12 protein-coding genes are annotated in these 14,343 nt (G+C 33.3%); 1 reads left to right on the forward strand and 11 read right to left on the reverse strand.

All coding sequences use genetic code 11. The features are described from left to right. The first annotated feature begins 81 nt into the window (after positions 1–81). Positions 82–1,788: an Rqc2 family fibronectin-binding protein gene (locus EL082_RS07630; RefSeq protein ID WP_002466206.1), complete on the forward strand. Its 1,707-nt coding sequence runs from the start codon at positions 82–84 to the stop codon at positions 1,786–1,788. Positions 1,789–1,852: 64 nt separating this feature from the next. Here the strand turns inward: EL082_RS07630 and EL082_RS07635 are convergent, their stop codons facing one another. The 11 genes from EL082_RS07635 to EL082_RS07685 form a co-directional block, all read right to left on the reverse strand. Next, positions 1,853–2,260: a VOC family protein gene (locus EL082_RS07635; RefSeq protein WP_002450601.1), complete on the reverse strand. Its 408-nt coding sequence runs from the start codon at positions 2,258–2,260 to the stop codon at positions 1,853–1,855. Between the two features lie 367 nt (positions 2,261–2,627). Further along, complete coding sequence (locus tag EL082_RS07640) at positions 2,628–2,852, reverse strand: hypothetical protein (RefSeq protein WP_002466188.1); 225 nt, start codon at positions 2,850–2,852, stop codon at positions 2,628–2,630. 24 nt (positions 2,853–2,876) lie between these two features. Continuing rightward, the gene (pyrE, locus tag EL082_RS07645; RefSeq protein WP_002466194.1) at positions 2,877–3,488 is read right to left on the reverse strand and encodes an orotate phosphoribosyltransferase; all 612 of its coding nucleotides are present in this window, start codon (positions 3,486–3,488) and stop codon (positions 2,877–2,879) included. After that, complete coding sequence (gene pyrF / locus EL082_RS07650; RefSeq protein ID WP_103286314.1) at positions 3,489–4,181, reverse strand: orotidine-5'-phosphate decarboxylase; 693 nt, start codon at positions 4,179–4,181, stop codon at positions 3,489–3,491. 108 nt (positions 4,182–4,289) lie between these two features. Beyond that, positions 4,290–7,463 carry a carbamoyl-phosphate synthase large subunit gene (gene carB / locus EL082_RS07655; RefSeq protein WP_002466186.1) on the reverse strand — a complete coding sequence of 1,058 codons (3,174 nt, stop codon included), beginning with the start codon at positions 7,461–7,463 and terminating at the stop codon, positions 4,290–4,292. Continuing rightward, on the reverse strand, positions 7,456–8,556 hold the full coding sequence (locus EL082_RS07660; RefSeq protein WP_015365095.1) for a carbamoyl phosphate synthase small subunit: 1,101 nt from the start codon (positions 8,554–8,556) through the stop codon (positions 7,456–7,458). The genes carB and EL082_RS07660 overlap by 8 nt, the downstream gene beginning before the upstream one ends. Further along, positions 8,557–9,834 carry a dihydroorotase gene (locus EL082_RS07665; protein ID WP_049414723.1) on the reverse strand — a complete coding sequence of 426 codons (1,278 nt, stop codon included), beginning with the start codon at positions 9,832–9,834 and terminating at the stop codon, positions 8,557–8,559. A gap of 18 nt (positions 9,835–9,852) precedes the next feature. Beyond that, the gene (locus tag EL082_RS07670) at positions 9,853–10,734 is read right to left on the reverse strand and encodes an aspartate carbamoyltransferase catalytic subunit (RefSeq protein ID WP_015365096.1); all 882 of its coding nucleotides are present in this window, start codon (positions 10,732–10,734) and stop codon (positions 9,853–9,855) included. Positions 10,735–10,758: 24 nt separating this feature from the next. Beyond that, entirely contained in the window at positions 10,759–12,051 is a 1,293-nt protein-coding gene (locus tag EL082_RS07675) for a uracil-xanthine permease family protein (RefSeq protein ID WP_002466191.1), read from the reverse strand. A 184-nt stretch (positions 12,052–12,235) separates the two neighbouring features. Continuing rightward, positions 12,236–12,763 (reverse strand): bifunctional pyr operon transcriptional regulator/uracil phosphoribosyltransferase PyrR, encoded by a 528-nt coding sequence (gene pyrR / locus EL082_RS07680; protein WP_002466195.1) that lies wholly within the window; start codon positions 12,761–12,763, stop codon positions 12,236–12,238. Positions 12,764–13,161: 398 nt separating this feature from the next. Beyond that, positions 13,162–14,289 (reverse strand): low temperature requirement protein A, encoded by a 1,128-nt coding sequence (locus EL082_RS07685; RefSeq protein ID WP_031463947.1) that lies wholly within the window; start codon positions 14,287–14,289, stop codon positions 13,162–13,164. Positions 14,290–14,343 lie beyond the last annotated feature (54 nt).

Here is a 14,343-nt window from a genome sequence, read left to right on the forward strand (position 1 = left end):
TGTTTTGAACACGATGTATGACCATTAGCACGATGCATGTTACAATAATGAGAATGAATAAAATGAAGGTGGCAGATAATTATGGCATATGATGGCCTATTTACAAAAAAGATGGTGACTTCTTTACAAGATTTAGTTACTGGACGAATCCATAAAATCAATCAACCAGAAAATGACACAATCATCATCGTTGTTCGCCAAAATCGTCAAAATCATCAATTACTTTTATCCATACATCCTAGCTTCTCTAGATTACAATTAACGAATAAAAAATATGATAATCCATTTGATCCCCCAATGTTTGCACGTGTCTTTCGTAAGCATTTAGAAGGTGGCATTATTAAATCCATTCGTCAAATTGGTAATGACAGAAGAGTTGAAATCGATGTACAAAGTAAAGATGAAATCGGTGATACGATACACCGCACAATTATTTTAGAGATTATGGGCAAACACAGTAACTTGATCTTAGTAGATGACGACCGAAAAATTCTTGAAGGATTTAAACATCTTACACCGAATACAAATCAATACCGTACAGTTATGCCTGGATTTAAATATGAAGCTCCACCTACACAACATAAACTTAACCCTTATGATGTATCAGGTGAAGATGTTTTAAAATATATCGATTTTAATGCAGGTAAAATTGCTAAACAGTTACTTAATACATTTGAAGGTTTTAGTCCTCTAATTACAAATGAAATTGTAAGTCGACGTCAGTTCATGACGCCTGAAACCTTACCAGAAGCATACGATGAAGTGATGGCTGAAACGCTTGAAGCTCCTACGCCTGTATTTCATAAAAATCATCAATCAGGTAAAGAAGATTTCTATTTCATGACATTAAATCAATTTTATGATGATATGGTTACCTATGAATCACTAAATGAATTACTCGATCGTTATTATGATGCGAGAGGTGAACGTGAACGAGTCAAACAACGTGCTAACGATTTAGTTCGGTTCGTTCAACAACAACTTCATAAATATCAAAATAAATTAAGTAAATTGTTACAAGAATACGAAGGTACAAAAGATAAAGATAACTATCAACTCTATGGTGAATTGATTACCGCTAATATTTATCGTATTAAACAAGGTGATGAATCTGTAACTGTTCTTAATTATTATAATAATGAGGAAATCACTATTCCTCTCAATCCAACTAAATCTCCATCAGTTAACGCACAATATTATTACAGACAATATAATCGTATGAAGACACGTGAACATGAACTTCAACATCAATTACAATTGACTAAAGAGAATATTGATTACTTTACAGGTATCGAACAGCAACTTGAACATATTACTGTCAATGAAATTGATGATATTCGTGATGAATTAGCAGATCAAGGATTTATGAAGCAACGTAAAAATGTTAAGAAGAAGAAAAATGCTAAAATTCAATTACAATCGTATTTATCATCAGATGGCGACACTATTCTAGTTGGTAAAAACAACAAACAGAATGATTACCTTACAAATAAAAAAGCACAAAAAAATCATATATGGTTCCATACCAAAGATATACCGGGTTCACACGTAGTCATACTTAACGACTCACCGTCAGAGGAAACGATTAAAGAAGCGGCGATGTTAGCCGGATATTTCTCTAAAGCTGGTAACTCTGGACAAATTCCTGTTGATTATACAGAAATTCGCCATGTGCATAAACCTTCTGGCGCTAAACCTGGATTTGTTACTTATGATAATCAAAAAACATTATATGCTACGCCTGATTACGACCATATACAAAAAATGAAATCTGACAGTTTAAATTAAATAAAGTAAAAGCACTGATTATGCATCATTAAATGCTAAAATCAGTGCTTTTTTATGTTATAGATTAATGTTTTTCTGGTAAAGCCAATTGGAAACTGACACCAAACTTATCTTGTACCCATGCAAATTCTCTATACGGAGGCATTTCTGTTTTAGGCATCAAAATGGCGCCCTCTTTTTTCAGACCGCTAAATAATCTTTCCATTTCCATAGGATCTTTAACAGTGACATAAAGTGACATCGCAGGGTTCATAGGTAATTCTTCACCATTGTTCGCATCAATAGCCATAAAAACTTGGCCATTGAGTGTAAATATTGAATGTTGGACGGTACCTGGTGTGCCTGGTCCATCTTCATCGTATTTAACCATTGTTATAATTTCACTGTCTTCAAATAAACTTGTATATAAATTGATAGCTTCTTCAGCTTGATCATTAAACATTAAAAATGTTGTTATTTTTGGTATTTCCATTTTAATCCCCCTAAAGGTATGTTTATTTTTCTTTAGTATAGTTTAACATGTGTAACTATTATTTTCTGTTATAGACCTTTTAAATCAGTGAATTCATAAAACTTTTCCAGCATATAAGTTGATAAATTTTGACTTATTATCATGAACAGTTAAAATTAAACTAAGTGAAAAGGAGGCCATAACATGACACATGTACTTATACCTTTATTAATATTAGTAATTGTTCTACTCATTGGATGGCTATTAACTAAAATATTCATTCGTTAATACAATATAGAGCGGTGTCCAATCTTTGTTTAAACACATTGACTGTACACCGCTCAACTATTATTATCACTTATTAACATGTAAATTCTCTAGAGCCTACTTACAACTCGCCTTTAACACGTAGGTTTTGCTTTGCTTTTTTAAATATATCACTTGAATGCACAAACGCATCTCGACTCATCTCTTTCTGAAATTGAGTCATTGTTGATTCTTGAGTCTGAACATTGGTATATACATCTTCACGATAGTCCTCTTCTCTAGATAAAAATGCATTACAATGCTTTAAGGATGTGTATAAATCATTATCTTTTTCATGTTCTTTCATGATCATCCCACCTATATACTTATCTTATGATAAGTTATCTCGCCATTCAACTAATGTCTTAATATCATCTTCAGAGATTTCTCCTTGCTCTTTAGCAACTTCAATTAACTCATTATAATTACTTAAAGTATAGAATGGTATTTTTGCTTCGTTAAATGTTTCATCAGCTTTGGCTAATCCATAGGTAAAGATAGCTACAACACCTAATACTTCTGCACCACTTTCTTTTAATGCATCTACTGCTGTAATTGAAGAGCCACCAGTTGAAATTAAGTCTTCTATAACAACAACTTTCTTCCCTTCACTTTTCGCACCTTCGATTTGATTTTGTTTACCATGACTTTTACTTTTAGAACGCACATAGTTCATTGGTAATTCCATTTTTTCAGAAATATATGCAGCGTGTGGAATCCCTGCTGTTGCAGTTCCTGAAATCACTTCTACATCTTCAAATTTTTCATTAATTAATTGGATTAAACCATCTCTAATCGCGTTACGTACGAGTGGAAACCCTAATGTAACACGATTATCACAATAGATAGGTGATTTAATTCCTGAACTCCACGTAAATAAATCATTGGGTGAAAGCGATACTGCCTTTATATCTAATAATGCCTTTGCAATTTCTTTAGCCATTTAACCTAACCAACTTTCTTTAATAATTTGATAACTTTTAACTGGATCATCACTCTGTGTTATAGGTCGTCCAACGACAATATGTGTTGAGCCTAATTGTTTTGCTTGCTCGGGTGTCGTGATACGCTTCTGATCGTTTTGAGCTGAACCTTCTGGTCTAATACCTGGTGTAACCTTCATAAAATCTTTTCCTAGTTGAGCAGTAATTAACTCCGCTTCAAGAGGTGAACATACCACACCATCTAAACCTGCTTGTTGGCTTAATTTAGCATAATTTAATACAGCCTCTTCAATTGTTGTTTGAATGTTTTGTTCTTCATGTAACTGCGTCTCTGTAGTAGAAGTCAATTGAGTCACCGCAATAATTTTTGTATGTTTATTGTGTTGTCGTAACCCTTTAATGGCCGCTTCCATCATTGCCTTTCCACCAGCTGCATGCACATTGAATAAATCAACATCTAGCTTAGCTAAACCTTCCATAGCTTTGCTCACTGTGTTTGGAATATCATGTAATTTTAAATCCAAGAAAATACTATGTCCTCTATCTTTAATAGATTTAATTAGTTTAGGTCCAGTTTGATAAAATAATTCCATACCTACTTTGACAAATAATGGTTCATCGAATTGATCTAAAAATGCATTTACTTTATCAGCTGATTCAAAATCTAATGCAATAATTGGTAATTGTTTCATCGTGTAACTCCTTATATTGAAAGTTCTTCAACCATAGACTCAAAACTATGAATTGAAGAACTTATCTAAAATTAAATACAGACTTTAGTTTATTTAATTGATTTTTATTTACATATTTCTCATTGTGAATGTCATACTCTCGATGACGTTAGTTAACGCACTTGCAGTATCAAGTGAAGTAAGACATGGAATACCATTTTCTACTGTAGTACGACGAATTTGGAATCCATCTCGTTCTACTTCTTTACCTTTAGTCATTGTATTAATCACGATTTGCACATCACCATTTTGAATACGAGTGAGTAAATCATTTTCGCCGCCGATTTTGCCTACAACTTCTACTGGAATATCATTTTGATTTAATTTATCAGCAGTCCCCTTAGTTGCTAAAATCTTATAGCCGACTTCATTGAGACGGTGTGCAATTTTGACAATTTCTTCTTTATCTTTATCACTTACAGTCATCAACACAGTTCCATGGTCTTTAACTTCAAATCCACTACCTGTTAACCCTTTGTATAGCGCTTTCTCTAATGTTTGATCTTTCCCCATCACTTCACCAGTTGATTTCATTTCAGGTCCTAAAGTGATATCAACATTTTTCAATTTATTAAAGCTGAATACCGGTGCTTTAACAAATACCCCTTCTGAATACGGTTGAATACCTTCTTTATAACCAAGTGAAGATAATTTTGTACCCATAATGGCTTGCATTGCTAGTTGAGCCATTTGAATATCAGTGATTTTACTTAAGAATGGTACAGTTCGGCTTGAACGAGGGTTCACTTCTAGTACATAAACACCGTCATGTGCTATTACAAACTGAATGTTAATTAACCCAACGATATTTAAACCTTTCGCTAATCTAATCGTATAATCTTCTAATGTCTCAATTTCTTCTTGAGATAAAGTTTGAGGTGGATACACAGCGATAGAGTCACCACTATGGACACCTGCACGTTCAATATGTTCCATAATACCTGGAATAATCACTGTTTCACCGTCAGAAATAGCATCGACTTCGATTTCTTTACCAGTTAAGTATCTATCAACTAACACTGGATGCTCTGGGCTTGCTTTAACTGCTTGTGTCATATAGTTTTCTAATTCTTTATCATTATCAACGATCTCCATTGCACGACCACCAAGTACATATGAAGGTCTTACAACTACTGGATAACCAATATTACGTGCATTTTCCAATGCTTCTTTTGGTGAAGTCGCAGTTTTACCTTGAGGTTGTGGTACATCAATCGTATGCAATAACGCTTCAAATTCTTTTCTATCTTCAGCTCTGTTTAAATCTTCTAAAGATGTACCTAGAATTTGCACACCATGTTTAGCTAATTTGTCCGCTAAATTAATTGCTGTTTGTCCACCAAACTGTACAACGACACCTTTAGGTTGTTCTAAATTAATGATACTCATCACATCTTCTTCAGTAAGAGGTTCAAAGTATAATTTATCTGAAATAGAGAAATCAGTTGATACCGTTTCAGGGTTGTTATTAACGATAATTGCTTCATAGCCAGCATTTTGAATAGCCCACACAGCATGTACTGTTGCATAGTCGAATTCAACCCCTTGCCCTATACGAATTGGACCAGATCCTAAAACTAAAATTTTCTCTTTGTCTGTTACAATGGATTCATTTTCAGTTTCGTATGTCCCATAATAATATGGTGTTGTTGATTCGAATTCAGCAGCACAAGTATCCACCATTTTGTATACTGGCGTAATATTGTTTTTAATTCTTAATTGATAAACATCTTCTTCTGTCATATCAAAACGATGAGCAATGACTTTATCACTGAAACCATAATCTTTAGCATATTTAAGATATTCTAAATCACCTTGATGTGCTTTCAATTCATGTTCAATATTAATAATATTCTGGAATTTATTTAAGAAGAAGTAATCAATTTTAGTCATATTATGAATTTCTTCTAATGTTGTACCACGACGAATGGCCTCACCGATGAAGAATAATCTTTCGTCATCCTGATGACTAATTCTTTCTTTAATGTAATCTAAATCAAAACTTTCTCCATTTGGTAATCCTAAGTGATGCACACCATATTCTAAGGAACGAATCGCTTTAAGTAATGATTCTTCGTAAGTACGGCCGATTGCCATTACTTCACCAGTTGCTTTCATTTGTGTACCTAATTCACGTTCACCTTTTTCAAATTTATCAAATGGGAAACGTGGAATTTTGGAGATTACATAATCCAATGTTGGTTCAAATGCAGCATATGAAGTACCTGTAATTGGATTTAACATTTCATCTAATGTTAATCCAACAGCAATTTTTGCAGCTAGTTTGGCAATTGGATACCCTGTTGCTTTAGATGCTAATGCTGATGAACGAGATACACGTGGATTGACTTCAATAATATAGTAATTAAATGAATCTGGATCTAACGCTAATTGAACATTACATCCACCTTCGATGCCTAAAGCACGAATAACTTTTAATGAAACGTCTCTTAGCATTTGATATTCCACGTCTGATAATGTTTGACTTGGTGCAACCACAATGGAATCACCTGTATGGATACCCACTGGATCAATGTTTTCCATATTACATACTACAATGGCGTTATCATTTTTATCACGCATAACTTCATATTCAATTTCTTTAAAACCGGCAATGGATTTTTCAATTAAACACTGTGTTGCTGGACTATAGTGTAAACCATTTGTTACAACTTCTTTTAAATCATCATCGTTATAGCAAATACCGCCACCAGTACCGCCCATTGTAAAGGCTGGTCGAACGATTAATGGATAACCCACTTCTTCTTTAAATTTAAAAGCTTGTTCAACTGTATTTACAATATCACTTTCTGGTACAGGAACATCTAAATCATTCATCAATGTTCTAAATAGTTCACGGTCTTCAGCTTGTTGAATTGATTCTAATTCAGTTCCCAGTAGTTTCACATTATTAGCAGCTAATACACCACTATCATGTAACTGAATCGCCATGTTTAACCCTGTTTGACCACCTAACGTTGGTAATAAAGCATCAGGTTGTTCTTTACGAATGATACGTGCGATAAAATCATGTGTTAAAGGTTCAATATATACTTTATCTGCAATTTCTTTATCAGTCATAATCGTAGCTGGGTTAGAGTTAACCAAGATAACTCTATAACCTTCTTCTTTAAGTGCAAGACAGGCTTGAGTTCCTGCATAATCAAATTCCGCAGCTTGGCCAATAATAATTGGGCCCGATCCTACTACTAAAATTGTTTGAATATCGTTACGCTTAGGCATTTACATTACGCTCCTTTTCGATGAACTCATTCATCATAGTAATAAACTCGTCAAATAGATAATTAGAATCACTTGGGCCTGGTCTTGCTTCCGGATGATACTGAACTGAAAAGGCAGGTAACGTTTTATGTCTTAACCCTTCAACTGTACCATCATTTAATGCAATATGAGTGACTTCTAAATCTGTATTTTCTAATGAATCTCGGTCAATTGAATAACCATGGTTTTGACTTGTAATGTCAACTTTACCTGTTTTTAAGTTTTTAACAGGGTGGTTTGCACCTCTATGTCCAAACTTCATTTTGAACGATGTAGCGCCTTGAGATAAAGCAAATAATTGGTGGCCTAAGCAAATACCAAAGAATGGAATTTTGCCAAGAATGCCATTAATCATTTTTACAGCCACATCAATTTCTTCTGGGTCACCAGGGCCGTTAGATAGCATTACACCGTCTGGAGACATTTTGATGATTTCTTCAGCTGTTGTATTGTACGGTACAACTGTCACATTACATCCACGCATATTTAGTTCTCGTACAATATTTTGTTTTTTACCAAAGTCGAGTAAGACAACACTCAAATCTGATCCTGTAGATACATAAGGTGTTTTAGTAGAAACTGTCGACACTTCATCTCTAGGTAATTCAGTCGTTTTTAAATGTTCTACTAAGCTTTCAATGTCAGCTTTGTTATCTGTGAATCCGGCTCTTAATACACCGTGTTGACGAATTTTACGTGTAATACTTCTTGTATCGACACCTGAGATACCTGGTATTTGATATTGTACTAATACTTCATGTAATGTCTTTTGATTACGGAAGTTACTAGGATGTGTACTCGCTTCTTTCACTACAACACCATTCAATGTTGGTGTTAAAGATTCAAAATCATCTCTATTGATACCGTAGTTTCCAATTAATGGATACGTAAATGTAATAATTTGACCTGTGTATGAAGGATCAGAAATTGTTTCTTGATAACCTGTCATAGCTGTATTAAATACAATTTCACCAATTGAAAGTTCATCTGAACCTAATTGATATCCTTCATAATAAGAGCCGTCTTCAAATACTAGATAACGTTTTGAAAGCATCTATTTTTCCTCCTTAAATACTACTTCACCTTTAACCATTGTTAATACTGGATGTCCATATACTTTTTCACCAATAAATGGCGTATTGTCAGCTTTAGATAAGAAATCTTCACTTCTAATTTCTTTTTCATTTTCTAAATCAATAATTGTGATGTCAGCATAACTATCTTTATGCAATTTACCATAATTAAGATTAAAGATAGTTGCCGGTTTAATAGTTAAGTAATCGATTAACTGTTTTAATGACCAATTACCATTTCTAACAAAGTGTGTGTATAATAATGGAAATGCAGTTTCACTACCTACAATACCGAATGGTGCTTTTGTCATTGGTTGTTCTTTTTCTTCTTTCGCATGAGGCGCGTGATCGGTTGCAATACAATCAATTGTTCCGTCTAATAAACCTTCTAATAAGGCATCACGATCTTCTGTACTTCTTAAAGGTGGATTCATTTTATAATTTGCATCATCACCTGGCACATCATTTTCAGTTAATAATAAGTGATGTGGTGTTACTTCTGCAGTTACATGAATACCTGCTTTTTTAGCGTCACGAATGACACGAACACTCTCTTTAGTAGAAACGTGACATACATGGTAATGACAACCAGTAGCTTCAGCTAATAAAACGTCTCGCGCAATTTGAACAGATTCACATACATTAGGAATACCTGGGATACCTAATTCTTCACTACGTTTACCTTTATGCATAGCACCACCATAAATTAAACTATTATCTTCACAATGAGCTACGATTGGTTTTTTCACTTTTGCCGCTTGCTTCATAGCAGCATACATCATACTTGCTTGTTGCACACCTACGCCATCATCAGTAAAGGCAAACACGCCTTCATCCGCTAAAGCTTGGAAATCCACTAATTCTTTACCTGCTTGTCTAGTTGTTATAGAGGCATATGGTAAGACACGAATTTGTGCTGAATCTTTAATTTTTTCTCTTAATGCTCTTACATTTTCCATTGAATCTGGAACTGGTCTAGTATTTGGCATTGGACAGATAGTTGTAAAACCACCTCTTGCAGCCGCTTTCGTACCTGTTTCAATTGTTTCTTTATGTTCTCCACCTGGTTCACGTAAATGTACATGTACATCTACAAATCCTGGTGCTATTAAATTTCCTTTAGCATCTATAACTTCAATATTTTCGGATGAAGAATCAATTTTACTACTAATTGTTTTAATTCTTTTACCGTCAATTAGAATATCCGTATTTTTTAATTTTCCATTTTTAATAATTTTACCGTTCTTAATTAGTTTCATGATTCAAATACCCCTTCCTTATTTTAAAAGCTCATCAATGACTGCCATTCTCAAATACATGCCATTTTCCATTTGTTTAAAAATACGTGATTGAGGTGCCTCTACTAGGTCACTTTCAATTTCTACACCTCTATTGACTGGAGCTGGATGCATGACAATAGCTTCTTTCTTTAATTTATCATATCTTTCCTTCGTTAACCCATATTGTTGATGATAATTGTCAGCTTCAAAGTTAGCTTTTCCTGTAATGCCGTGTCTTTCATGCTGAACTCTAAGTAACATCACAATATCAACTTTATCAATCACATCATCAATACTAACGTATGATGCTTCTATTGTATCATCTACCCATTCATCAGGACTCGCGAACATGACATTTGCACCTAATGCTTTTAAACTATGGAAATTACTTCTAGCAACACGAGAATTTTTAATATCACCACAAATCAATACATTTAAGCCTTCGAATTTTCCATATTCTTCATATATAGTCATTAAATCAAGTAGGCTTTGTGTTGGGTGTTGTCCACTACCATCACCACCATTGGCAATTGGTATATTCAGTCCTTCTAAATCTTCGTAATATGCATTTTGAGAGTGTCTAATTACTAATAAGTTTACACCAATACTTTCTAATGTCTTACAAGTATCGTAAAGTGATTCTCCCTTTTGTACAGACGACGTACTCGTTTCAAAATTCACTAAATTCAATCCTAATTTTTGTTCGGCAACTTCAAAGCTACACTTTGTTCTTGTTGAATTTTCAAAGAACAAATTAGCTACAAAATGATCTTTGTATTGTGGTACATTAACTTCTCCAGATTTAAACTGACTTGCTTTTTTAACTAAGCTATAAATTTCATCGTTTGATAAATCTTCCATTGATAATAAATGTTCCATTGTTTGCCTCCTCAGAATATCTAACTATTTTTTAGGTAAGATTAAATTTAAGATAATGCCTGATAAAGCTGATAATGCCATTCCTTCAAGTTGTAAGTTAACGCCGATGCCTTTTAAATTGATTAATAAATTTCCAATACCAACGACTAAGATGACTGATGCTATAACTAAGTTTCTATTGTTAGCAAAATCAACATTGCTTTCTACAATCATTCTCAAACCACTTGCTGCGATAATGCCAAATAATAGTATGGACACACCACCCATAACCGGTGTTGGTATAGAAGAAATAAGTGCTGTAAATTTACCAATGAATGCAAGTACGATTGCGATGACTGCAGCACCACCAATCACATAAATACTATAAATTTTCGTAATCGCTAATACACCAATGTTTTCACCATAAGTTGTGCTTGGTGGTCCACCTATGATACTTGCAACCATCGTTGACACACCGTCACCAATGATTGATTTATCTAGACCTGGATCTTTAAAGAAGTTTTTACCTACAATTTTGTTGATTACCATTTGGTGTCCAATATGCTCACTGACAGTTACAAACACGACTGGAATCATGACTAGCACCAAACCTAAATGGAAGGAAGGTACATAATCTTTAAATGGTAAGTAAATATCTGGAAATGCTAACCATTTTGCTTTTGCAATCGGTGCAAATTTGACCAATCCCATAAAGATAGAAACGATATAACCGACAATGATTCCTATTAATACAGGAATTAATGATAAGAATCCTTTGAAGAATCCTTGCACAACGATTGTTACTATGAGTGTGATTAATGCCACTAGTAAATAACTTAAGTTATAACCTTTCATATCCGCAGAGTTTTCGTACATTGCCATGTTAACTGCAGTTGGCGCAAGACTTAATCCAATAACCATTATTACAGGTCCAACTACAACTGGTGGAAGTAAGTGCATTAACCAACCTGTACCACTAAAACGAATTAAGATACCAATAATGACGTACATTAAACCACTCATGAAGAGCGCGACTAACATGTCTCCTAAACTATGCGTACTTAATCCTGTAATGATTGGTGTGATGAAAGCAAAACTAGAGCCCAAATATGCTGGTATTTTAGCTTTAGTAATGAGTATGTATAACAATGTTCCAATTCCTGATGCAAGTAATGCTGCTGAAATAGGCAGTCCTGTTAAAAATGGTACAAGTACCGTCGATCCAAACATCGCAAATAAATGTTGTAAGCTTAAAAACGCCCACTGTGCTGGTTTTGGTTTATCTTTAACATCTAATACTGGTTGTACCGTTCTTTCAAACATTTGTTCATTTTCCATGGTGATTCATTTCCTTTCATAAAAAAATCTCTTTACATACAGTTATGCAAAGAGACTAAAGCGAATGATATGAAGTATTTAAGCTATATAAATACAGTAGTTAACATAATGTTTTTATCGTAACTACTTTGCTCATATATTCATTTCACCTTTTTCAGTCTCTCGTACTGCTTTAAAAGGGATATTATTCTATTATAACTGCATTACTTGAATCCTTTTCAGTTAAGTACACTTTAACGGATTCATCTCGTGCAGTTGGTATGTTTTTTCCTACAAAATCTGCGCGAATTGGAAGCTCTCTGTGGCCTCGATCAACTAGCGTAGCTAAACCAATTTTAATTGGTCTTGCATGTAATAAGATGGCATCTAATGACGCTCTGACAGTTCTTCCTGTGTATAAGACGTCATCAATGATAATGACAACTTTTCCTGTAATGTCTACATCTATTTCAAAAGCTTTGTCGAATGATTGCTTTGAAACATGATCAATATCATCACGGAATTGTGTTATATCAATTGTGCCTGTTGGTACAAGTTGTTGCTCTATCATATTTATTTTTTCTTGAATACGATAAGCTAAATATGCACCACGAGTTTTAATGCCTAGTAAAACTAAATTCTCAGTACCTTTGTTATACTCTAATATTTCATGTGCAATTCGAGTAACCGTACGTTGAATTGCTGCTTCATCCATTATGATGCGTTCAGACATTGTCTCACCTCTATCTCTTATTCATATCAAAAAACCTCACGTCTTTAACAAAGACATGAGGTTGATATATAGACAATGCGTGATATAAATTTAGTCCTGATGCAACTAAACAGTATTCCACACATATTCTTAACCGTTTGATTTGCAAGCATTCAATAATAAATCGTTAGTATTAGGTCATTGAATTGATTACAATCATGTATATCAGTATCATTTTCATGTCTTTGAAGCCTCTCTGGACTTATCTTTAAAGACTACTTTTATATTTAAACTGTTATTAGTTTAATCCTAAAGTTACAAATAGTCAACGTCTTTTCCAATAAAATACTTGATTGATTATAATTTTTTAAATATTTATTATATGACGTCTTCAACATCCCATATGGAAGTTTATTTAATCACAGACGTTGTACGTTTTTGATATTTTTATAATACAATAGCATAACTAAAGTATTCGCAATCGCTATGCTAATAATCATAATATCTTGGTTATCTTTTAATAATATACTAATAATAAATGATACAACCAACATCATAGCACCAATCATAATATATTTGATGTTTTTAAGTTCTTTATGAAAATATGTCGTATTAATCCAAACCCCAATATAAAATAATAAGATACTACCATGCATCATACAGATTTCAAAAATGGCACTTAACTGATGCGAGTCACTAAAAATAACAGCAGCATTTAATATACCTAATGCTACATTAATCAATAAGTGTGTATAAACCAATTGGAAACCAATCGTTGTTTGATGTAAATTAATATGACTTTCAGTCACTAACCAATACGTTCCAAATAAACTTACGACAATTAAAAATTGAAATATATAAATATAGTTAAAATGCTCTATACTAAATATAGATTTTAATCCAACTAAAACCTCACCAAATATAATAATCGTCAACAATGAGAATCTTTCAACTAAATGTGATAAATTCACAGGTGATTGATATAAATATTTTCGGTATGGAATCAAGCCTGTTGAAGCAATAAATAATCCTAAAAATCCTGGAATATAATGAATACTTTTCGGTAATACAAGTGATACAAATGATAGGATTGCAACGATTAATGCTACTAATGCAAATGCCTGACACGTTTTATAATCAGGTTTATGTTTTGTTTTAGTTAAATGTAAACCATATTGAATACTAATACTTAGATATAGAATTCCAACACATAAAAAGAATGGAAAGAATGTTTTTTCAAAATCAGGATATAAACTATTCGATAAAAAGACTAATACAAACAAGTTAAACATCATAAATATGACATCTTTAGTTGTCGTTTCTCCAAATCTATTCGTATAAAATGTTTGATGCGACCATAATATCCATAAAAACACACTCATAATGATATACTTTAAAAATAATTCAGATGATATGGTCCCCTCGTGTACATTTAAAATGACATGTGCCATCTTTTGCATCGCATAAACAAATATTAAATCGAAGAATAATTCATGAAATCCCGCACTTTTCTCTTGTAAATGTCGAGGTTGATACGATGTTTCCATTTAATTTGTTCCTACTTTCACTTTGTTTTCAACATATCATAGCATATTACATGT

The sequence above is a fragment of the Staphylococcus warneri genome, assembly GCF_900636385.1.
GTDB classification, from domain to species: domain Bacteria; phylum Bacillota; class Bacilli; order Staphylococcales; family Staphylococcaceae; genus Staphylococcus; species Staphylococcus warneri.

What these genes read in the sequence shown, in the direction of transcription:
- EL082_RS07640 (WP_002466188.1), bottom strand. Translation starts at nt 2,852, where the DNA reads ATGAAAGAACATGAAAAAGATAATGATTTATACACATCCTTAAAGCAT.
- EL082_RS07630 (WP_002466206.1), top strand. Translation starts at nt 82, where the DNA reads ATGGCATATGATGGCCTATTTACAAAAAAGATGGTGACTTCTTTACAA.
- EL082_RS07670 (WP_015365096.1), bottom strand. Translation starts at nt 10,734, where the DNA reads ATGGAACATTTATTATCAATGGAAGATTTATCAAACGATGAAATTTAT.
- EL082_RS07675 (WP_002466191.1), bottom strand. Translation starts at nt 12,051, where the DNA reads ATGGAAAATGAACAAATGTTTGAAAGAACGGTACAACCAGTATTAGAT.
- EL082_RS07660 (WP_015365095.1), bottom strand. Translation starts at nt 8,556, where the DNA reads ATGCTTTCAAAACGTTATCTAGTATTTGAAGACGGCTCTTATTATGAA.
- carB (WP_002466186.1), bottom strand. Translation starts at nt 7,463, where the DNA reads ATGCCTAAGCGTAACGATATTCAAACAATTTTAGTAGTAGGATCGGGC.
- EL082_RS07685 (WP_031463947.1), bottom strand. Translation starts at nt 14,289, where the DNA reads ATGGAAACATCGTATCAACCTCGACATTTACAAGAGAAAAGTGCGGGA.
- pyrF (WP_103286314.1), bottom strand. Translation starts at nt 4,181, where the DNA reads ATGAAACAATTACCAATTATTGCATTAGATTTTGAATCAGCTGATAAA.
- EL082_RS07635 (WP_002450601.1), bottom strand. Translation starts at nt 2,260, where the DNA reads ATGGAAATACCAAAAATAACAACATTTTTAATGTTTAATGATCAAGCT.
- pyrR (WP_002466195.1), bottom strand. Translation starts at nt 12,763, where the DNA reads ATGTCTGAACGCATCATAATGGATGAAGCAGCAATTCAACGTACGGTT.
- pyrE (WP_002466194.1), bottom strand. Translation starts at nt 3,488, where the DNA reads ATGGCTAAAGAAATTGCAAAGGCATTATTAGATATAAAGGCAGTATCG.
- EL082_RS07665 (WP_049414723.1), bottom strand. Translation starts at nt 9,834, where the DNA reads ATGAAACTAATTAAGAACGGTAAAATTATTAAAAATGGAAAATTAAAA.